The organism is Candidatus Fukatsuia endosymbiont of Tuberolachnus salignus (genome assembly GCF_964030845.1).
Classification (GTDB): Bacteria; Pseudomonadota; Gammaproteobacteria; order Enterobacterales; family Enterobacteriaceae; genus Fukatsuia; species Fukatsuia symbiotica.
The window spans coordinates 3,041,030-3,061,213 of sequence record NZ_OZ034983.1 but is presented as its reverse complement, the minus strand read 5'-3'; the positions used below and the strand labels follow the sequence as shown (position 1 = coordinate 3,061,213).

The window sequence follows — 20,184 nt, the reverse complement described above, 5'->3', positions numbered from 1 at the left end:
CTCAACCCCAGGCTAACGAGATACAATAACAGCATCATTTTATTAATCTACTAGCCTGGAAGAATATCATTATGAAAAATATTAATCCCAGCCACACTCCTGCCTGGGAAGCGTTACAGCAACATTTTGAAAAAATAAAAAATGTGCACATCCGTGATCTCTTTGCCGAAGATGAAGAGAGGTTCAGCAAGTTTTCAGTCACATTTGGCGATCAACTGCTGGTAGATTTTTCAAAAAATCGCATTACCACTGCAACCATGGAAAAATTACAAGCGCTGGCAAAAGAAACTAATCTACAGGCTGCAATTAACTCGATGTTTAGCGGTGAAAAAATCAATCGTACAGAAGATCGCGCGGTTTTACATATCGCTTTACGCAATCGTAGTAATGATCCTATTTTACTGGATGGCGAAGATGTGATGCCAAAAGTGAATGAGGTACTGGCAAGAATGAAAAAGTTCTGTCAGGATGTTATCGATGGGATTTGGAAAGGCTATAGTGGTAAAGCAATCACTGATGTGGTCAATATTGGCATTGGCGGCTCAGATCTTGGCCCCTATATGGTGACTGAGGCACTACACCCCTATAAAAATCATCTGCAAGTGCATTTCATTTCTAACGTTGATGGTACCCATATTACCGAAACGTTAAAACCACTTAAACAGGAAACAACACTGTTTTTGATCGCATCCAAGACATTCACCACCCAAGAAACCATGACTAATGCTCAGAGCGCACGTGAATGGCTTCTAAAAGCAGCCAATCAAACAGATGTCGCCAAGCATTTCGTGGCACTATCCACCAATAACAAAGCGGTAAGTGAATTTGGTATCGATATAGCATATATGTTTGAATTCTGGGATTGGGTGGGTGGTCGTTACTCTCTGTGGTCAGCCATTGGTTTATCTATCGCATTGTCAATCGGTTTTAATAATTTTACAAAATTGTTGGACGGTGCTTATGCAATGGATTGCCATTTTAAAGAAACTCCAGCTGAGCAGAATATACCGATTTTATTGGCATTAATTGCTATCTGGTATAACAATTTTTTTGGTGCGGAAACTGAAGCTATTTTTCCCTATGACCAATATATGCACCGCTTCCCTGCCTATTTCCAGCAAGGAAACATGGAATCTAACGGCAAACGTGTTGATCGTAATGGTCAACCGGTAAACTATCAGACGGGTTCGATTATCTGGGGCGAGCCTGGCACCAACGGTCAACATGCCTTCTACCAATTGATCCATCAAGGTAGCAAAATGATCCCTTGCGATTTTATCGCTCCAGTTATCAGCCATAATCCACTCAATGATCATCATCTCAAACTACTATCAAATTTCTTTGCTCAAACAAGAGCACTCGCATTTGGTAAAACCAGAGCCGAAGTAGAAACCGAATTTGCTGGTAAAAATCTAGAACAAATGGAATATGTCATACCATTTAAAGTCTTCGAAGGCAATAAACCGACCAACTCAATCTTACTACGTGAGATCACTCCCTTTAGTCTAGGGATGTTAATCGCCCTGTACGAGCACAAGATTTTCACACAGGGAGCAATCCTAAATATCTTTAGTTTTGACCAATGGGGTGTGGAACTCGGTAAACAACTGGCGCATGAAATCCTACTTGAATTACAGAATAGTACAAATATCTCTAGCCATGACAGTTCAACGAATGCTTTGATTAACAAATTTAAAAAATGGTGCGAGAGCCAATACTTTCAGTATTAAATGCATCTCAGCCCATTTAAAGGTTATGTGATGCCCTCACGTGACTTGAAGATACCGGTTTTTTATTGAGAAAAATAATTTTTCTCAATAAAATGGTAATTCTACATGAAATTAATAATATAATTTCCAGCGTCCCAAGTAGTGATAAGTGTATCAATTATTTACTTGAGTTAAGGAGAAAGTACTAACAAACTCTGTCAGCGGTGTCTCAACAGACTAAAAGTTAAAAGTCTATTCAGAACAGTCATTAACGACGCTCAAATAAAAAAATGCTCAGCAAAAAATGGAAAGAATTAATAAATATTTTGAAATGATTTCTGACGAAACATTATCATACGCAATAAACAACTAACAGGCTCTAACAACCGAGCTTTAAGTCAATAACAAACTCGGGGTGGCGGTGCGGACGGGATTCGAACCCGCGACCCCCGGCGTGACAGGCCGGTATTCTAACCAACTGAACTACCGCACCACCGATTCTTTTATATTATCAATGCTCCGCATTGATAAATTAAAATGGATGCCTGGCAGTGTCCTACTCTCGCATGGGGAAACCCCACACTACCATCGGCGCTACAATGTTTCACTTCTGAGTTCGGAATGGGATCAGGTGGGACCATCGCGCTAGGGCCGCCAGGCAAATTCTTTCTCTCAACATGTCTCTCTCAACATGTCTGCTTCTAGAAGCAAGCTGAATCAACATAAAACAACTTCGGTGTTGTAAGGTTAAGACTCCTGGGTCATTAGTACTGGTTAGCTCAATGCATCACTGCAATTACACACCCAGCCTATCTACGTCTTCGTCTTAAACGTCCCTTCGGAGATTACTATCTCTGGGAAGAATCATCTCGGGGCAAGTTTCCCGCTTAGATGCTTTCAGCGGTTATCTCTTCCGCATTTAGCTACCGGGCTATGCCATTGGCATGACAACCCGTACACCAGCGATGCGTCCACTCCGGTCCTCTCGTACTAGCAGCAGACCCCCTCAATCTTCCTACGCCCACGGCAGATAGGGACCGAACTGTCTCACGACGTTCTAAACCCAGCTCGCGTACCACTTTAAATGGCGAACAGCCATACCCTTGGGACCTACTTCAGCCCCAGGATGTGATGAGCCGACATCGAGGTGCCAAACACCGCCGTCGATATGAACTCTTGGGCGGTATCAGCCTGTTATCCCCGGAGTACCTTTTATCCGTTGAGCGATGGCCCTTCCATTCAGAACCACCGGATCACTAAGACCTACTTTCGTACCTGCTCGAGCCGTCACTCTCGCAGTCAAGCTAGCTTATGCCTTTGCACTATCCTCACGATGTCCGACCGTGATTAGCTAACCTTCGTGCTCCTCCGTTACGCTTTAGGAGGAGACCGCCCCAGTCAAACTACCCACCAGACACTGTCCTTGCGCCGGGTCACGGCGCTAAGTTAGAAAATCAAAAACTAAAGAGTGGTATTTCAACAACGGCTCCATGCAAACTGGCGTCCACATCTCGTCGCCTCCCACCTATCCTACACATTAGTTCTCAAGTCCCAGTGTCAAGCTATAGTAAAGGTTCACGGGGTCTTTCCGTCTTGCCGCGGGTACACTGCATCTTCACAGCGAGTTCAATTTCACTGAGTCTCGGGTGGAGACAGCCTGGCCATCATTACGCCATTCGTGCAGGTCGGAACTTACCCGACAAGGAATTTCGCTACCTTAGGACCGTTATAGTTACGGCCGCCGTTTACCGGGGCTTCGATCAAGCGCTTCTCCTCGCAGATTACACCATCAATTAACCTTCCGGCACCGGGCAGGCGTCACACCGTATACGTCCACTTGCGTGTTGGCACAGTGCTGTGTTTTTAATAAACAGTTGCAGCCAGCTGGTCTCTGCGACTCACATACGCTCAGCACGTTCTCAGTGCCTCACCTACATCAGCGTGCCTTCTCCCGAAGTTACGGCACCATTTTGCCTAGTTCCTTCACCCGAGTTCTCTCAAGCGCCTTAGTATGCTCTACCTGACCACCTGTGTCGGTTTCGGGTACGATCGTCTGTTACATCTCACTTAGTGGCTTTTCCTGGAAGCCGGGCATCTGTTACTTACGTACCTTACGTACCTCCTCATCTCGCCTCAAGATTGTGTGCCGCCGGATTTGCCTAACTGCACTCCCTACACGATTGAACCGGGTAAACCGTCTCCCGGATAACATAGCCTTCTCCGTCACCACTTCGTCATAACAAACTGTACAGGAATATTAACCTGTTGCCCATCGACTACGCTTTTCAGCCTCGCCTTAGGGGTCGACTCACCCTGCCTCGATTAACGTTGGACAGGAACCCTTGGTCTTTCGGCGAGCGGGTTTTTCACCCGCTTTATCGTTACTTATGTCAGCATTCGCACTTCTGATACCTCCAGTGAACATCTCTATTCACCTTCTGCGGCTTACAGAACGCTCCCCTACCCAACAGTCATTACATCTGTAATCACCACTGCCGCAGCTTCGGTGCATGGTTTAGCCCCGTTACATCTTCCGCGCAGGCCGACTCGACCAGTGAGCTATTACGCTTTCTTTTAATGATGGCTGCTTCTAAGCCAACATCCTGGCTGTCTTCGCCTTCCCACTTCGTTTCCCACTTAACCATGACTTCGGGACCTTAGCTGGCGGTCTGGGTTGTTGCCCTCTTCACGACGGACGTTAGCACCCGCCGTGTGTCTCCCGTGATATATTCTTCGGTATTCGCAGTTTGCATCGGGGTGGTAAGCCGGGATGGCCCCCTAGCCGAAACAGTGCTCTACCCCCGAAGATAATCTCACGAGGCGCTACCTAAATAGCTTTCGGGGAGAACCAGCTATCTCCCGGTTTGATTGGCCTTTCACCCCCAGCCACAAGTCATCCGCTCATTTTTCAACATAAGTCGGTTCGGTCCTCCAACGGGCGTTAACCTATCTTCAACCTGCTCATGGCTAGATCACCGGGTTTCGGGTCTATACCTTGCAACTCGTCGCCCTATTCAGACTCGGTTTCCCTACGGCTCCCCTAAACGGTTAACCTTGCTACAAAATATAAGTCGCTGACCCATTATACAAAAGGTACGCAGTCACCCTATTCAAGGCTCCCACTGCTTGTACGTACAGGGTTTCAGGGTCTCTTTCACTCCCCTCGCCGGGGTTCTTTTCGCCTTTCCCTCACGGTACTGGTTCACTATCGGTCAGTCAGGAGTATTTAGCCTTGGAGGATGGGCCCCCCGTCTTCAAACAGGATTTCTCGTGTCCCGCTCTACTCTTTGAGTGCAATGTCAGCGCATTTTTAGGTACGGGGCTATCACCCTTTATCGCCGACCTTTCCAGGTCATTCCCCTAACCACTCTTAACAATACACACTCTGGGCTGCTCCCCCCTCGCTCGCCGCTACTAGGGGAATCTCGGTTGATTTCTTTTCCTCGGGGTACTTAGATGTTTCAGTTCCCCCGGTTCGCCTCGTTAAACTATTTATTCATCTAACGATAGTGCAACTTATTGCACTGGGTTGCCCCATTCGGGGATCGTCGGCTCTCTCGCTTCATATCAGCTTACCGACGCTTTTCGCAGATTTGCACGCCCTTCTTCGCCTCTGACTGCCTAGGCATCCGCCCTGTACGCTTCATTACTTAACCTTACAACCCGAAATTGTCTTCGGGTACTGAGTTCTCACAACGACACACGCCTAATTTTCATCACGCATGACTTCATCGCCTCAGCTTCAGCTTGTTCCAGATTATTAAAGAGCAATATCTTAAAACACATTCCATCACACGCTTTAAGATATTTTGTCTCGCTTATACTGCCTCTTTCATACCAATAAATGGCGTCCCCTAGGGGATTCGAACCCCTGTTACCGCCGTGAAAGGGCGGTGTCCTAGGCCTCTAGACGAAGGGGACGGAAAAATATTCAGTGCACAAAAACGAAACGACTTCTATCAGACAATCTGTGTGGACACCACGCAATACCTATCTTCAGGTAAGGAGGTGATCCAACCGCAGGTTCCCCTACGGTTACCTTGTTACGACTTCACCCCAGTCATGGTTCACAAAGTGGTAAGCGCCATCCCAAAGGTTAAGCTACCTACTTCTTTTGCAAAACACTCCCATGGTGTGACGGGCGGTGTGTACAAGGCCCGGGAACGTATTCACCGTAGCATTCTGATCCACGATTACTAGCGATTCCGACTTCATGGAGTCGAGTTGCAGACTCCAATCCGGACTACGACGTACTTTATAAGGTCCGCTCACCCTCGCAGGCTCGCTTCTCTTTGTATACGCCATTGTAGCACGTGTGTAGCCCTACTCGTAAGGGCCATGATGACTTGACGTCATCCCCACCTTCCTCCGGTTTATCACCGGCAGTCTCTCTTGAGTTCCCACCTCTACGTGCTGGCAACAAAAGATAAGGGTTGCGCTCGTTGCGGGACTTAACCCAACATTTCACAACACGAGCTGACGACAGCCATGCAGCACCTGTCTCAAAGCTCCCCGAAGGGCACGTCAACATCTCTGTCGACTCCTCTGGATGTCAAGAGTAGGTAAGGTTCTTCGCGTTGCATCGAATTAAACCACATGCTCCACCGCTTGTGCGGGCCCCCGTCAATTCATTTGAGTTTTAACCTTGCGGCCGTACTCCCCAGGCGGTCGATTTAACGCGTTTGCTCCGCAAGCCACAGTTTATAACCACAACCTACAAATCGACATCGTTTACAGCGTGGACTACCAGGGTATCTAATCCTGTTTGCTACCCACGCTTTCGCACCTCAGCGTCAGTCTCTGTCCAGGGGGCCGCCTTCGCCACCGGTATTCCTCCAGATATCTACGCATTTCACCGCTACACCTGGAATTCTACCCCCCTCTACAAAACTCTAGACTCTCAGTTTCAAATGCCGTTCCCAAGTGAAGCTCGGGGATTTCACATCTGACTTAAGAAACCGCCTACGTGCCCTTTACGCCCAGTAATTCCGATTAACGCTCGCACCCTCCGTATTACCGCGGCTGCTGGCACGGAGTTAGCCGGTGCTTCTTCTGCGAGTAACGTCCATTAGCAACACTCTTTGCATTGCTTCATTCCTCCTCGCTGAAAGTGCTTTACAACCCGAAGGCCTTCTTCACACACGCGGCATGGCTGCATCAGGCTTGCGCCCATTGTGCAATATTCCCCACTGCTGCCTCCCGTAGGAGTCTGGACCGTCTCTCAGTTCCAGTGTGGCTGGTTATCCTCTCAGACCAGCTAGGGATCGTCGCCTAGGGGAGCCATTACCTCTCCTACTAGCTAATCCCATCTGGGTTCATCTGATGGCGCGAGGCCCGGAGGTCCCCCGCTTTGGTCGCGTAACATCATGCGGTATTAGCTACCGTTTCCAGTAGTTATCCCCCTCCATCAGGCAGATCCCCAGACTTTACTCACCCGTCCGCCGCTCGCCGGCAAAGATAGCAAGCTACCTTCCCGATGCCGCTCGACTTGCATGTGTTAGGCCTGCCGCCAGCGTTCAATCTGAGCCATGATCAAACTCTTCAATTTTATTTACTGCTCTGCGCTTCAATATGAAATCAGCCTCAACCACTTTGCAGTAAAAAACAAAACGATCACGGATTCATACATTCTTCAGCACTTTATTCTTGCTTTTGCCCAGTCTTTTTCAAAACCAAGCGATAGCATATTGCCAGTGCCCACACAGATTGTCTGATTAATTGTTAAAGAGCTACTGCGAAGGTTCGTTAAATCACCTTACGTCAGTGGAGGCGCATTATAGGGAGTTTATCTCAACCTGCAACCCTTAATTTGAAAAAGAATTTTAATTGCTTGTTTACCCGCCAAAAATATCACATAAAGTGTTAGAGCCTAATTCGAAATCTACGAGAGTTTCGCACTTCAACACGAGTTACGCACGGATCTAACCTGGGGAAGCCAAGAGTAATCTGATGTGTTCAGTAATGGCGTTTTTAATGACAGCCCAATTTTGTTGGTAAAGAGTTATTTTTTCGGACAGACGGCGTTTATGTTGTTCAAACCAGGCAGCCATGGCCAGAAAAATATGATTTCTTTACGCCCGGCCTGTGCGGGCCTGACAGCGTTCTATGCCACAAGTTTGTGTGATTTCCCGATGATAAACTTCAACAGACCGACGGGCTTCGGTGACAGCACTAATTTGTCCCCGGGTGGGGGTCTCTTGGTTCGTAGCAACATAATCAATGCAACCGTGTTTGGCCACAAACTTGAAGACTGTCACCCAACCATCGCCCCGCAGGTGTACTGAAAGCCCTTCTTCTGGAATATCAAGTGAGGCTAATGTTACGTTACGATTAACTATCCGGTGCTTTCTCAACGTGGTGACCCCAATCCAGCCAGGAGAACGAATGGCGTTGAGATTATCTAAACTTGAATACCACGCATCCATCACCACCGCTTCAGGGCTTATGCCCCTCGCTTTTGCCAGTTTGAGCATGTCGCAAAAATGCGAGCTTTTTGTTTTTCCGGCGGTCTCTTTGTCGTCAATTCGGTAGTCAATAGGCACTGACTCTCCCGTTTCAAGACCCTGCCACAGCAGATTAACCAAACCAATACCGGCTATAACACCCTGTTCATTACCAGAATATTGATAATTAAACAGCTCTATCTTCTTACTCCGTTTTTTTGCTAGCACAGTATCAGCCGCAATCACTAAACAAGGCGCTCCCCGCTCAATCGAGGGTGCGACAAGTTGACACAACTCTTTGGGACGAAAACAGCGGCTCTTTAACCTGCGAATTACGCTATCATGGGATACCCTCGACGGGCTCACTTCTGACAACGCCAGACCAGAATATCTCACACGACTCGCTTGTAAAAATGCTTTATAAAGGTCTTTCGTACAGGGATAACCTGACATCTCATTACCATTCTTATCTTTTTTTCTACTCTTCTTTTACCCTCATTTATTACAGTGCGAAACTCGTGTTCAATAAAAAATGGTAAAAGATAAAATTTTAAAAAAAGCTGATGAGGTAATGGTTGAATACCGAATCATCAATGACTGTATGAAAGCGCTTGACAGAGTATTTTTGCAGGCAAGTAGCGTAAGGTTCTCTGGTTTGGCACTACCAGAGGTAAGTGCATCATTTTTATCCCATGAAAGTATCAGATATTGGTTAAAAAATAGCCTATTCCGTCCCAAAGGGCTATGGCCACTTGCGGAGTTATGGCTGTAGCCGTATAAATTGATTCAAAATAAAGGGTCAGAAAAGAGAGTGTCGATATCGCATTGTCGTTTCCTACGAAGGGCTTTAGCCTGAGCCCATTTGTGCTCAATCGGGTTGAGGTCAGGAGAATACGTCGGGAGATATTCCAGAATAAAACCAGATTTTTGTCTAGTAGACTGGATATCCTGGCGTTTGTGAAAGCTCACATTATCCATCACGATAACAGCCCCTTGAGGGATTTTTGGCAGTCAGTCTTGGGTTACCCACGCATGAAAAATATCGCTATTGATATTGTATTCAAAGGCACAAACGGTGGTTAATTTTCCGTTAAGCTGAGCGCCAATGACATTGGTACGTGCTTTAGCGGGCCAATCATGTTGACCGTAACACCGCTTACCTTTAGCTCAATAGCCGTAGAGGCGGGGCATGTCATGAGCAAAACCGCTTTCATCCACGTAAATAATAGGGGTCTCGCTGGCTTCATAGGCCTGGATCTTGACCTGAAAATCTTCTCGGGATTGGGCGTTGGCTTTTGGATGATAAAATGTTTTTTTTATAGCTAAACCCTGCCCGTTTCAACGCATGGCAGATACCTCTAGCGCTCACTCCCATACGTTGGGCTCGCTCGTATTGAGACGCGTCAGGGTAGGTTTCCACATCAAGAATCAACGCCGCTCGAGCTATTTTACTGGCGGGTTTATCACGTGTCAGACAAGGTTCTATTCGTTTAGCCCAGCGCATCAGACTTGCGGTCCCAATACAAAAACGTGTGGCCGTTTGGGCATATGTAAGCTTTTCTTGCTCTTTAATAGCCAATACATGTTGGCGAAATTTTAATGGATAAGTCATCTTGAAATTATACATCAATTTATACAGCCTACGCTATATCCATTGATAAGTGGTATTGAACGCTGTCAGGCTCGCACGGATCGGACGCAAAGAAATTATATTTTTTTCTCTATTGCTGCTTGGTTTGACCAGCATAAGTGTCGCCTATCGGAAAACATCACCCTTTACCAACAAAATTGGGATGTTATTAAAGGATCTATTGCTAGCCATATAAAATTGCTGTTGGTTTATCCTAGCGCTGGGTAATTTTCTACGAAACTCGTGGTCTATTGTATTCTTTGATACTCAGTCAAAAATGCGCTCAACATATACGTTCACTGCCTTTTGTTACATACAAAAAAAAGTAACTACGCTTTCTCACCCATTTTTCCTTCACCTGAGCTTCACTCACGACGATTTCGAATAGGCTCTCAAAACTAAATTAGATTAGATTAACCTGAGTTCGGGATAAGGAATTGACGTTTATTTTCTCTAATTTTTTGCTCAAGAATAGATAAGTGCCTCGTACTTCAAGATAATGATGTTTGCGGACATTATTCATCACGAAATAGCGAGACATTCATGAACGATATTACCGAACTTTATTGCTTAATGGATGATTTTTGCAAAAAATTTGGAGCCTGTCCTGAAAATTGTGTAATTGCCTATATTTAAACAATTTGTGAATAGGATATAGACAATGGTAAGAAAGAATAAATTACCGGATACCCCGCAACAATCTCAGCTACGTCAGGTAGCTCAGGCGCTGGTAAAAGACATTAAAACTGAATCTGATCTAAACAAGATACTCAATGAATTCGTTAAGATGACAGTAGAAGCGGCATTAGGTGCTGAAATGGAACATCACCTAGGTTATGCCAAAAATGCGGCTGAAGGACGTGGCAGCGGTAATAGTCGTAATGGCTATTCTGCAAAAAATATTACCTCTCAGTACGGTGAATTAGCGATAGAAACGCCCCGTGACCGTAACGGCGAGTTTTCCCCGATAATGGTTGAAAAAGGGCAAACTCGGCTGACCCATTTTGACGATCACATTTTAGCGTTTTACGCTCAAGGCATGACCACACGGGAAATTACCGAAACCTTTAAAAAAATCTATGATGCTGAGGTATCGCCAACCTTGATATCTAAAGTCACTGATGCGGTAATTGACCGAGTAACCACCTGGCGTAGTCGCCCACTGGACAATCTGTATCCGATTGTTTATCTGGATTGTATTGTCGTTAAAGTTCACCAGGATAAGCGGGTTATCAATAAATCTGTCTATATCGCGCTAGGCATCAATATGGAAGGACATAAGGAATGCCTTGGCTTGTGGATAGCGGAGACGGAAGGAGCAAAGACCTGGTTATCGATTCTGACCGAGTTAAAGAATCGGGGCTTAAATGATATATTAATTGCTTGTATGGATGGTTTAACCGGGTTTCCTGAGGCTGTCAACACGGTCTATCCTGAGACAAAAATCCAGCTTTGCATTGTCCATTTAGTCCGTAATTCGGTCAAATACGTCAGTTGGAAAGATCGACAAGCACTCTGTGCCGACCTAAAACTCATTTACCGTTCCGCTACAGAAGAAAATGCTTTGCAAGAGCTTGATAGTTTTGAAGGACGCTGGGGTGAAAAATACCCAACACTGGTACAAATTTGGCGCAGAAATTGGGATAACCTATCCACATTTTTTACTTATCCCGACGAAATTCGCAAGGTGATTTATACAACAAATGCGATAGAATCACTCAATAGTGTGATACGTAAAGCCATAAAAAAACGCAAAATATTTGCACATGATGGGTCTGCATTAAAAGTGATTTATCTGGCAATAGAATCTGCATCAGAAAAGTGGACAATGCCGATACCAAACTGGCGTCAGGCTCTCAATCACTTTATGATCGAATACCCTGAACGGTTATCAGTGTATTTATGAGGAATCGGCAGTTACACAGAATCTTGTACAGGCTCAAAATTTGAGCCACTACTCAATGCAAAGCTCCTAACGGACGGGTCCAAGCGGCGTATCCGTGCCAGTTCTCTTTCTTTGGCAGAGCTGATGACGCTATAGCGGTACAGTGTAGTTTTGATTCCACGCCGCTTGCCGTCTGTGATAACCTGCGTATTAAGCGTCATCGTGTTTTTCAAGGCTTGGCAGAACGGGGGAAAAGTTCAACCGGCTGGTTTTTTGGCTTTAAATGACATGTGCTCATTAAGCATCGGGGAGAACTACTCAGTATTCGTCTAACCCGTGGGAATGGTGACGATAGAAAACCCCTTCCTGACTTGGTCACAGGGCTTTTTGGCCAGCTTTATGCAGATAAAGGAGATATTTCTAACACATTGTTACAACAGCTGAAAGAAAAGGGAGGCGCCTTGAACACTCGAGTTCGTCGCAACATGAAGCCTTATATCTTGATTATTAGCTTTGAAAGGATAATGATCCCCAACTGATCATTGGGATGTCAGCGGTGAGTTTGAATGAAGCCTTAAGCTTTAAAGCTTGTAAGACAGATAAAACCCCGGTGACATATTCATCATCGCCTTCAAGACCGAACGGTATCTTGTGCTTCGAGCACGTATTTATAAGGATGATCTTGGCGAATTCTCTGATTTTTACTGTCATGTCTGGAGTGTATCTGATGGACAAAACCCCCGTCGGTATTGATATAGCAAAATTAAAGTTCGATGTGGCTGTCTGGATTGAAAGAAAAAAATATAAAACAAAAGTGTTTAACAATACCCCATCCGGTTTTAGCGACTTGCTGAAGTGGCTACTTCCTTACGGTGACTGCCACATTTGCCTGGAAGCAACCAGCCATTACAGTGTGCCACTGGCCACTTTTTTGGTGGATAACGGGATTGAGGTCAGTGTGGAAACCCCCGCCCGCATTCATGCCTTTGCTCAAAGTGAGCTGAGTCGTAACAAAACGGACCAAGGGGATGCGAAGATGATTGCGCGTTATTGCGCGCTTTATTCGCCAGCACGCTGGTTTCCCGCCCCGTTAAATGAACGTCAGCTTATGGCACTGATACGTCGTCTTAATCATTTAGTCGAAATGAAACAGATGGAATGTAACCGAAAAGAGGGGGCAGATGAAATAGTCCAGCCTTTTTTGACAGACAGTATCTGTGCATTAGAAAAACAAATTGTCGAGATAAAACAGAAAATTAAAGAGCATATTAATAACTCCCCCGGGCTGAAAAAGAATAAGCATCTCTTGGAGAGTATTCCTGGTATAGGCGAAATATTGAGTGCCACTTTATTGGCGTTTGTCGGTGATGTATCAAAATTTACTAGCAGCAAGCAAGTGGTCGCCTACGCAGGGCTTAATCCGAAACTGTGCGAATCAGGTGCATTTAAAGGGCGTAGCCGCCTCTCAAAAGTCGGGTGTACAGAACTCAGAAAAGCGCTATATATGCCAGCCCTTAGCTCCATCACTTACAACCCAATAATAAAATCTCAATGGAAACGATGGGTAAAACGAAATAAAGGGGGAAAAGTCGGTGTCTGTGCTGCAATGCGTAAATTACTCCAACTGGCCTATGGCGTGCTGAAATCAGGTCTCCCTTTTGATACAAAAATAGCGCTTGCAAAGACGTAATCAAGACGGTATCTGTCGAGCACACGGTGTTTGATAACGCCCTTTTGCGTAAACGGTCATTGGTTGAAACCGTTTTTGAACAACTACAAAATATGTGACAAATAGGGCAGATTCGTCACCGCCCACCACAGCATTTTATCGTCAATTTACTCGGCGGCATCGACGCTTACTGCCTTACACCATCCAAACCAAAATTAGCTCTACATTAGACCTCTTCGGAAACTCTGATTTATCTAATTTCCATGTTATAAATTGCTGCAATCAGATTAAATCGTAATCCAAAACGTTTTCGCCTGTTTCGATAACGATCTGATACGATTTTAAATCGTTTAATCATACCAAGGACATTTTCGTTTAATACACGCTGGCTTGATAACTCACGATTGTTGCGTTTATCTTCTTTTGTTAAGGGATTTTTCTTTGTCTTTTTCTTAGGCAACGCCGAGTTTGAATGGATCTTGCCAAGCCCTTGGTAACCTGTATCTGTCACTGTTTTGATTTCAGGATGTATTCGCACGCCAGACTCTTTGAACAACCTAAAATCATGACGCCTCCCATGAGTAAAGCTTGTACAGATGACTGCTTTGCTTTTTTTATCGACGATCACTTGGGTTTTTAAGGTGGGTCGTTTCTTTTTTCCTGAGTAAAACTGCTTTTGTTTTTTTGGGGACGTTCAATCGGCGTTTCTGTGGCATCAATAAGAACGAGCTCATACTCCCTATCACTTTTTAATAAAGCTTTGCGTCCAGAGAGTGCAAAATCAGGATGCTTTATTAGCGTATTTTCTATCCATTTAATCGTTTCATAGCAGGTGCTCTCACTCACCCCATCGCTTCGGCTAACATGAAAATAAGTGCGATATTCCCGTAGATACTCAAGGGCCATTAATAAGCGATCTTCTAAACCCAGCTTGGGTTTCCGACCTCCTTTCCCTTGCTTACATTTATCTGCTTCATTCAATATCTTTATCACCTTTTCAAATGTACTGCGTTTAACTCCGGTTAAGCGCCGAAATTTTTCCTCTTCCAATACCTTTATTTGTTCATATTTCATGGGGGCTCCTTGTTCAGGAGATTTTTAACAACATTCCTACATGAATGCTATAGCAGGCGCCGTATCAGTTGATTATGAAAATTAGAAATAACATATTGATATTAATTAATATTTATTAACAAAAGTGATCACGTTACATGGCGCCTGCTATAGTTTCCGAAGAGGTCTATTGTGCAAATATCGTCACATTATAAAATAATCGGCTTATCCCGAACTCAGGTTAGATTAGATTTCATTTGTAAAACCGTATTTGATAACACTATATTTTATAGCAAAAAATCGACCCGCAGGGGATTGTGATCAGAAGCTCGAGTCGCTAACACCAATGCCTCAGCCACATATAGATCACGAAAAAAAACAAAGTCTAGTGGACGCCCAAATACTCGACTGCGGTTATCAATAAGAAACTCGACTTCCTGTAACTCCATCTTGTGTGCAAATAGACGTAGTGCATTTACCCGTTGACGGCTCCATGCGTTAAAATCTCCTGCTAATATTAATGGTCCTGGATGCAGCGCGATTTGTTCACCTATTGGCCCAAGCTGTTTACTGTAAACATCCACACCCAAGCTGAAATTTACTGCATGAATATTCACTACCATCAGTAGACGTTTGTCATGAATGGGATAAACAGTGATTAGTGCAGATTTAGATAAACGTAACAGCGGCTCTCGTTCGCGTAGCGGATAACAATAGACAGGATGAGCTGCAGCTAAAGTCATTACACCAGAGGGATGATGCGGAAACTTAAAAGCAGGAACCTGATCTGCAGCCAGATAGTTAGATGTAGCGAAGCGTACCATTTCAGGTGTAGTCCGTGCTTCTTGAAGCAATATAAGTTGAGAATCCTTGCCAAATTTTTTAAGTATAGAGAGCCAATTGGTACGCTGCTGCTTAAAAATGTTCCACACCATAACACGTAAAAATTTTGATGTCCGTAAAGGCTCACCCAATGGCAACTCCCGTCCCAGCGGACGAGCCGAACCCGGAAAAATTTGTTCAACGGGTCGACCTGCCACATACCTCATTGCATAAGTTCGTTTCGGCACGCTACTTGTCTGTTCCGTTACCAATAATCGTGATCAAAACTATACCACAATCAAGACATACACTCATATCAGAGGATTGTACGACGGTAGCATAGAGTAACGGACGGTGACTCATGATCTCAGCTATCCGGGTTTGCTTTGTCGTTTACAAACAACGTCAATTCTAAACCTGGCCGTAAACTGTTTGACTGACTGACTACCGAATTCCATCGCATTACATCTTTGGCGTTGATGCCATGACGTTTGGCAATACTAGCAACTGAATCACCTCTACGAACCTGATAGGTAACGCTATTGCCACCAGTACTGTTTGCAAGCTGTAGTCTTTTTCTTACCTTCAAAGAACTGGTACTGTTTTTCGCCAACTGAGTGGACTGAACTCCTGTAAATCTAGCCTCTGCCAGTGAATTTCTAAATTGTACAGCATGGGACTTAGGCAACATAATGTAATAGGGAGAGGCTGTCACATTGCGTTTATATCCCGCGTTATAGGATTTCAGACGAGCCAGCGATAAACCTGACATCTCAGCCGCTCGAGTGAGCTTCATCTGTTGTCCAACATCAACACGGGCTAACCCATTTTTTTCACTCGTTTCCGGCAAATTGAAACCGTACTCTTTATGGTTTTTGATGATGTCACTTAGAGCAAGCATTTTGGGCACATAAACAGAGGTTTGACGAGGAAGTGATAACGCCCAAAAATTAAGCCGTTTACCCTGTGCCTTATTGGCTTTTATTGCTTGTCGAACCCGACCTTCACCACTGTTATAAGCAGCCACAGTGAGCAACCAATCACCATTAAAGGTATCGTTCAAATTCTGCATCAAATCAAGCGCAGCGTTGGTCGAAGCCAATACATCACGGCGACCATCGTACCCCTGATTTTGTTTCAAACCATAATACAACCCAGTACTAGGTACTATTTGCCATAGCCCTGCAGCATTGGCAGATGAGGTAGCCCTTGGATCAAAAGCACTCTCCACTATGGGTATCAGCACCAATTCCATTGGAATATTACGTTTCTTAATCTGCGATACAATCAGGTGCAGATAAGGCTCTGCTCGTACCATTACATCGTGGAGATCGCTCTTACTTTTTAAATATTTTTGTCTTTGCTCAAGGATCAAAGCATTGTCCTGAACTTTTATCTTCAGCTCGTTACTAATAAAGCCCCACAGATTCTTTTGCGAAAAGCTATTGTTAGCCGATCGTACCGAGCTCTCTCGGCTGGTATCTGTATATCTTCCTGCTTCATTTTCTATATTTGCTGAAGACAAACTCTGTGCATGCTGTACGGGAACCTGTTTGCCAAGCTTGGACGTTTGGCACCCTACAAGCAAGACCGAGGCGAGAAATATCGCTTTAGTCTTCATCGACGTCTTAATACCTCTATCTAGTTGGTTAAAAGGTGAGCGATAGTACTTTACTCTGACAAATAACACAACAAAAAGCTTCAAAAACGATCTTTCATGACTCGTAAGGCAGAAAAAATTGAAGAAAAGGAAGTGGAATACGGTGTAATCCCCACTTTTTTTTGTAACTCAATGTCACTACAGCGTAAAAAAACATTTATTTCACGTTCTAGCTGTAAAGTTGTCGGCAAACTGGGTTGATTTTTCGCCCGTAATTGCTCAATGTGTTGTTGATATGTTTCAATTTTTCGATCTTGAGGTAAAATTGAACGAGCAAAAGCCAGGTTTGAGAGCGTATACTCATGTGCTGAGCAGATTAGAGTATCGTCAGGCAATTGCATGATTTTTTGAATCGACGCATACATTTGATCGCAAGTGCCTTCAAATAAGCGGCCGCAACCCGCAGAAAACAGCGTATCCCCACAAAAAAGATAAGGAGCGTTATAATATGCGATATGACCTAGAGTGTGCCCTGGAACGGCGATAATCGAGAAATTCTGACTGCCAATAGTCAGGTCATCCCCTTCCTTAACCAGAACAGTCGCACCTTTATCGGCGGTTTCTTGTGGTCCGTATACTGGTAAGCCCGGAAAACGTCTAAGCAACTCGACGACACCATCAAGATGATCATAATGATGATGTGTCAGTAAAATCGCATCAGCTGTTAGCTGTTGCTCAGTTAATGCCGTGAAAACAGGCGCCGCTTCTCCCGGGTCGATAATCACACAATGTGCTTGCGTATCTGCTAATAACCAAATGTAATTGTCTTGTAATGCCGGAACACTAATAAGATCCATACGATACTCACTAACCTTTTGATAGAAGATAATAAAACATGAAGCCTGCGCAATTATGCCTGAAGATTCATGCACCCGAATCCTGGAGCGAACTCCCGTGGGGAGAATATTACCGTTCTGCTATTGAACAGAAAATGCAGCCTTGGTGGCCAAAATTTTTTGGTTTTCATTTGCTAAAAATCGGCAATCTCAGTACTGAGATCACCAGTGACCAATGCACTATCACCCATCAAGTCAGTATCGCTGAACAAGGTCGGGCTGTACAAATACTTGCCAGTCCCTATCAATTACCTTTTGCTGAAAAGTCAGTGGATGCTATTCTGCTGGCACATACTTTAAACTATTGCATTGATCCTCATAGTATTTTACGCGAGCTTGATCGTGTACTAGTCGACGATGGCTGGTTGGTAATCAGTCATTTTAACCCGTTAAGTTTATTAGGAATGGGTAAATTACTGCCGATATTACGTCAGCGTCAACCTTATACCAGCAGAATGTTTACGCAAATGCGCGTGCTTGATTGGCTTGGTTTGCTTAACTATCAGGTGATGCATCAATCCCGTTTCCACGTGTTGCCATGGCATAAACAGGGCGGAGGTTTTATCAATACTCATCTCCCCGCATTAGGTTGTGTTAGCCTGATTATTGCCCGTAAACGCAGGTTGCCACTCACATTTAATCCGATGAAATTCGCCACAGCTAAACCTTGGTTTAATCGGGCACTAGGCGCCACGAAAAGTTATCGTAATCCACCTTAATTTAGCGGCTATTCAGGTCGATAACCAATATCGTCTTCAGTTGGGGTATTGGCTGCGATCCGGGCTAGCTCATCACAGCGTTCATTTTCTAGATGACCGGCATGACCTTTTACCCATATCCAAGTCACTTGATGATGTTGAATCGCACTATCTAGCCGTTGCCATAAATCGACATTTTTTACCGCGGTACGGTTAGTCGTTCTCCAACCACGTTTTTTCCAATTATGGATCCATTGGCTGATGCCTTGACGGACATATTGACTGTCGGTACTGAGCCTCACTTCACAGGATGATGTCAACGCTTCAAGAGCGATAATGGCTGCCATCAACTCCATACGGTTGTTCGTGGTCAAATGATAACCGCCACTGAAAGTTTTTTCATACTGTTTATAACGCAAAATTGCGCCATAACCACCACGACCTGGATTACCAAGACATGAACCATCGGTAAAAATTTCTACCTGTTTACGCATTTCTGATAGACCTTGACTCTCTATTTAAACCTTAAGTCTGACATAAGTACCTACCATGAGCACCTGCAATTACCCGAAAAATTGTTTTGGATACTGAAACCATGAGTCTGAATAATTAAGTTTTGTATAAATAAGTAAAGAAATTTAATTATTTAAAAAGTTAAGACTTGTTTTATTTAATGAGCGTTTTTTAATATTGTAAAAATAAAACAAAAGATAATATTTTCGCCGGTAAAAATAATCTATTTAACCCAATTAATTATTCTTAATAATCACAAGGTAATATTTATGAATACAGGCGTTCAGAATTTCGGCCAGGTATTGAACATTTGGAAGACCCGGATAGGGAAAGAGCTATCTCCTCAAGAAAAAAAATAGCACAGGCACAAGCTACTAATACTTCATTCAGCCCTACACAAAACATTACTCGTGTAAATCCGAAGGCTCTAAAGAAATTTCAAGAAAAACTTGACGCTAGACTAGAATCCTTCACTTCGGAACCCACAAAGACAGATAAGTATGGAAGGCCCGTTCTGCCTAGGCACGAAATGGTAATCAAATCCTCAATTTCTACTGCAGCAGCCGCCAAAGGAAGAGGCCTTATTGCAAACGGAGTTGTCACACGTATTAAAGAATATCTTAATACTCTAACCGAACAAGGACGTACTCCTCATGCAAAATCAGTCGCCGAGGCAAAACAACTGGCTGAATTAGCCAATAAACATGCCAAATCAGCCGATGAACATGGTGTTCGTGCTCAAAATAGCTCCGCAAATATAGAAATAGAAAAGAAAAGATTGGTAAATGAAGAAGCGGCAGATAAAACAATGGTAGATAAATACTTAACTACTAAAGACAACATTCAAAAATATAAAAATATAATCACCAAGTCAGCTTCAAACAAAAAAGACGCAGAGAAACGCTTGAAGACAGATAGCTGCTTAAAAGCGCTTGAAGGTAATATGCAAGAACATAGAAGTAAAATCATCGAGTCAGCTTCAAACACAGGAAACGTAGAAAAAATATTGGACAAGATAGGTGAACATTTAGAGGATCTTAAAAATAATATTCAAAAAGCAGAAAGAGAGAGAGAGTGCCACCATATTCTCTGAAAAAGTTGAAAGAATCGGGGAAGAAGTTGAAAAAATCAGGAAAGAAACTGTGTCTAAAAGAACGTTCAGGTCCTCTCCCCGATACAGCAGGGGCGAGTAACCAGAAGTGAAAGTTCATTCTCCTAGTAATAGAATCAGTATCACAAAAATGGATCATACTGGTACAAAACTGG

General features: G+C 44.1%; 14 protein-coding genes, 2 tRNA genes, 3 rRNA genes and 3 pseudogenes. 9 read left to right on the top strand and 13 right to left on the bottom strand.

All coding sequences use genetic code 11. The features are described 5' to 3' along the window. Nucleotides 1–71 precede the first annotated feature (71 nt). A complete protein-coding gene (pgi, locus tag AAHH42_RS14625) occupies nucleotides 72–1,730 on the top strand; it encodes a glucose-6-phosphate isomerase (protein ID WP_342221440.1) in 1,659 nt (552 codons plus the stop codon). A 395-nt stretch (nucleotides 1,731–2,125) separates the two neighbouring features. Here pgi and AAHH42_RS14620 read toward each other — a convergent pair. The 6 genes from AAHH42_RS14620 to AAHH42_RS14595 form a co-directional block, all read right to left on the bottom strand. Further along, nucleotides 2,126–2,202: transfer RNA gene (locus tag AAHH42_RS14620), tRNA-Asp, on the bottom strand. A 50-nt stretch (nucleotides 2,203–2,252) separates the two neighbouring features. Then, a 5S ribosomal RNA gene (gene rrf / locus AAHH42_RS14615) occupies nucleotides 2,253–2,368 on the bottom strand. Between the two features lie 84 nt (nucleotides 2,369–2,452). Continuing rightward, nucleotides 2,453–5,365, bottom strand: a 23S ribosomal RNA gene (locus tag AAHH42_RS14610). Nucleotides 5,366–5,554: 189 nt separating this feature from the next. Further along, nucleotides 5,555–5,630 (bottom strand) — tRNA-Glu (locus AAHH42_RS14605). Between the two features lie 80 nt (nucleotides 5,631–5,710). Continuing rightward, nucleotides 5,711–7,257: ribosomal RNA gene (locus AAHH42_RS14600) — 16S ribosomal RNA — on the bottom strand. Together the 16S, 23S and 5S rRNA genes with 2 tRNA genes alongside form the textbook arrangement of a ribosomal RNA operon. A 523-nt stretch (nucleotides 7,258–7,780) precedes the next feature. After that, nucleotides 7,781–8,605 carry an IS701 family transposase gene (locus AAHH42_RS14595; RefSeq protein WP_342221439.1) on the bottom strand — a complete coding sequence of 275 codons (825 nt, stop codon included), beginning with the start codon at nucleotides 8,603–8,605 and terminating at the stop codon, nucleotides 7,781–7,783. A gap of 79 nt (nucleotides 8,606–8,684) precedes the next feature. Here AAHH42_RS14595 and AAHH42_RS14590 point away from each other — a divergent pair, with 79 nt between their 5' ends. Next, nucleotides 8,685–8,924, top strand: coding sequence for a hypothetical protein (locus tag AAHH42_RS14590; protein WP_119797000.1), 240 nt, complete (start codon nucleotides 8,685–8,687; stop codon nucleotides 8,922–8,924). A gap of 14 nt (nucleotides 8,925–8,938) precedes the next feature. On the opposite strand, the gene AAHH42_RS14585 is transcribed toward AAHH42_RS14590, so the two are convergent. Next, nucleotides 8,939–9,130 carry a transposase gene (locus tag AAHH42_RS14585; RefSeq protein WP_342221998.1) on the bottom strand — a complete coding sequence of 64 codons (192 nt, stop codon included), beginning with the start codon at nucleotides 9,128–9,130 and terminating at the stop codon, nucleotides 8,939–8,941. Nucleotides 9,131–9,395: 265 nt separating this feature from the next. After that, nucleotides 9,396–9,764 carry an IS630 transposase-related protein gene (locus tag AAHH42_RS14580; RefSeq protein WP_119797707.1) on the bottom strand — a complete coding sequence of 123 codons (369 nt, stop codon included), beginning with the start codon at nucleotides 9,762–9,764 and terminating at the stop codon, nucleotides 9,396–9,398. A gap of 51 nt (nucleotides 9,765–9,815) precedes the next feature. Between AAHH42_RS14580 and AAHH42_RS15000 the strand changes: the two are divergent. The 5 genes and pseudogenes from AAHH42_RS15000 to AAHH42_RS14995 form a co-directional block, all read left to right on the top strand. Next, a pseudogene (locus AAHH42_RS15000) lies at nucleotides 9,816–10,010 on the top strand (IS701 family transposase); the annotation flags it as partial. Nucleotides 10,011–10,443: 433 nt separating this feature from the next. Further along, nucleotides 10,444–11,688: an IS256 family transposase gene (locus AAHH42_RS14575; protein WP_342221106.1), complete on the top strand. Its 1,245-nt coding sequence runs from the start codon at nucleotides 10,444–10,446 to the stop codon at nucleotides 11,686–11,688. Between the two features lie 3 nt (nucleotides 11,689–11,691). Then, nucleotides 11,692–12,161, top strand: a pseudogene (locus AAHH42_RS14570) (transposase); the annotation flags it as partial. A gap of 188 nt (nucleotides 12,162–12,349) precedes the next feature. Then, entirely contained in the window at nucleotides 12,350–13,357 is a 1,008-nt protein-coding gene (locus tag AAHH42_RS14565) for an IS110 family transposase (RefSeq protein ID WP_083429630.1), read from the top strand. Between the two features lie 14 nt (nucleotides 13,358–13,371). Continuing rightward, nucleotides 13,372–13,566, top strand: a pseudogene (locus AAHH42_RS14995) (transposase); the annotation flags it as partial. A gap of 20 nt (nucleotides 13,567–13,586) precedes the next feature. Here the strand turns inward: AAHH42_RS14995 and AAHH42_RS14560 are convergent. The 4 genes from AAHH42_RS14560 to gloB all read right to left on the bottom strand — a co-directional run bounded on the left by AAHH42_RS14560 (nucleotide 13,587) and on the right by gloB (nucleotide 17,668). Beyond that, nucleotides 13,587–14,410, bottom strand: a protein-coding gene (locus tag AAHH42_RS14560; protein ID WP_240313862.1) for an IS5 family transposase whose coding sequence is annotated in 2 segments (ribosomal slippage) — nucleotides 13,587–14,023 and nucleotides 14,023–14,410 — 825 coding nt in all. Because the reading frame shifts where the segments join, the coding sequence is not laid out codon by codon here. A gap of 266 nt (nucleotides 14,411–14,676) precedes the next feature. Continuing rightward, nucleotides 14,677–15,438, bottom strand: coding sequence for an endonuclease/exonuclease/phosphatase family protein (locus AAHH42_RS14555; RefSeq protein WP_240313921.1), 762 nt, complete (start codon nucleotides 15,436–15,438; stop codon nucleotides 14,677–14,679). Nucleotides 15,439–15,578: 140 nt separating this feature from the next. Further along, the gene (mltD, locus tag AAHH42_RS14550) at nucleotides 15,579–16,832 is read right to left on the bottom strand and encodes a murein transglycosylase D (protein WP_342221438.1); all 1,254 of its coding nucleotides are present in this window, start codon (nucleotides 16,830–16,832) and stop codon (nucleotides 15,579–15,581) included. An 80-nt stretch (nucleotides 16,833–16,912) separates the two neighbouring features. Beyond that, nucleotides 16,913–17,668, bottom strand: coding sequence for a hydroxyacylglutathione hydrolase (gene gloB, locus AAHH42_RS14545; protein ID WP_072550778.1), 756 nt, complete (start codon nucleotides 17,666–17,668; stop codon nucleotides 16,913–16,915). Between the two features lie 38 nt (nucleotides 17,669–17,706). Between gloB and AAHH42_RS14540 the strand changes: the two genes are divergently transcribed. Further along, nucleotides 17,707–18,426: a class I SAM-dependent methyltransferase gene (locus tag AAHH42_RS14540; RefSeq protein ID WP_342221437.1), complete on the top strand. Its 720-nt coding sequence runs from the start codon at nucleotides 17,707–17,709 to the stop codon at nucleotides 18,424–18,426. Between the two features lie 8 nt (nucleotides 18,427–18,434). Here AAHH42_RS14540 and rnhA read toward each other — a convergent pair whose 3' ends face one another. Beyond that, nucleotides 18,435–18,899, bottom strand: coding sequence for a ribonuclease HI (rnhA, locus tag AAHH42_RS14535; RefSeq protein ID WP_342221436.1), 465 nt, complete (start codon nucleotides 18,897–18,899; stop codon nucleotides 18,435–18,437). 329 nt (nucleotides 18,900–19,228) lie between these two features. Between rnhA and AAHH42_RS14530 the strand changes: the two genes are divergently transcribed. After that, a complete protein-coding gene (locus tag AAHH42_RS14530; RefSeq protein ID WP_342221435.1) occupies nucleotides 19,229–20,011 on the top strand; it encodes a hypothetical protein in 783 nt (260 codons plus the stop codon). Nucleotides 20,012–20,184 lie beyond the last annotated feature (173 nt).